This is a genomic window from Erwinia sp. MYb416, from assembly GCF_037479575.1.
Taxonomy (GTDB): Bacteria; Pseudomonadota; Gammaproteobacteria; order Enterobacterales; family Enterobacteriaceae; genus Erwinia; species Erwinia rhapontici.
This window is the reverse complement of record NZ_JBBGYT010000354.1, coordinates 2,313-3,488: the sequence shown is the minus strand read 5'-3', so window position 1 is coordinate 3,488 and position 1,176 is coordinate 2,313. Positions and strand designations below refer to the sequence as shown.

Here is a 1,176-nt window from a genome sequence, read left to right as displayed (position 1 = left end):
CTATAACCCAGCAGCAACCAGCTACCTTTCATCCGGTGAGCGGCGTTCTCCAGTGCAGGCCATGCCTCAGCGGCAACGGCGTGATTCATCGCCTCGATGTCGCGCGCTAATGTCTCACTCAGTGTCTGGCACAGACGCTGAAAATAGTGCGCATCATGGTGGGCAAGCTGGTTCAGACGTTGGGCGATATCCGCGAACAGGTCCGGCGCATCGGTCTGCAACAGCGCAGCAATGTCCGGGAGAGACACGGGCTTTAGCAGCAAGTGGTCGGCGACCTGCTGTGCCTGCGGATGGTTGAGAATCTGGGCGTCAGCAGAACAGAGCACAATGCGCGTGCGATGCGGCTGATGACGTTCGCTGCGGCGCAGGATTTTTGCCAGCGTCAGGCCATCCGGGCGAGGCATGCTGAAGTCGATAAACAGTAAATCCCATTGCGCCTGTTTTGCGGCATCCAGCAGCGCACGTCCATCACCGAAAGTGTCAGCCTGAATGCCACAGTGTGCCAGCTGTTGTTGCATCACCAGCAGGTTGGTCGGATGGTCATCGATAATTGCCGCACGTAGATGGTGGGTCATGGCCGCAACAGGACGCGCCTGTGTTGCTGCAGGCTGTGGTGGATTGATCACCTGCCACGGCAGCGTGACGCTGACAGAGGTGCCTTCGCCAGGTGCCGATTGCAGGTCAATGGTCCCCCCCATACGACTCACAATTTCACGGCAGATAGAGAGCCCCAGCCCGCTGCCCTGCACTGACAGTTGACGGCCGGAAGGTGTCTGATACCAGGGTTCAAACAGCCGTTGCTGTTCAGCCAGAGGAATGCCGCTGCCGGTATCAGCCACCCGCAGGCAGAGCCGGGGCGGATCCTCCTGGGCGGCCAGCGTCAGATGGATTTCGCCTTGCAGAGTAAACTTAATGGCATTGCCCATCAGATTATTGGCGATCTGTTGCAGGCGCTCACCATCAATCAGTACCCAGGCGGGCAGGGCCGTTAATGCACTGACTTTCAGCTGCGGGCCATTACGGCGAATAAGGGGAGGGTAAAAAACGGCCAGATGCTTCAGCCAGCTTTCCGGTTCCAGCGGGCGCGGCACCAGACTGAAGCTGTTGCTCTCTACTCTGGCATGATCCTGGAGATCATTGAGCAGCGTCAGCAGGCTGGCAGCGCTGCTGTAGATC

At 58.8% G+C, this 1,176-nt stretch carries 1 protein-coding gene; it reads right to left on the bottom strand.

What is annotated here, in order from left to right; translation table 11 throughout:
• A partial coding sequence (locus WH277_RS05235) for a hybrid sensor histidine kinase/response regulator (protein ID WP_339504823.1) occupies positions 1–1,176 on the bottom strand: 1,176 nt, incomplete at both ends.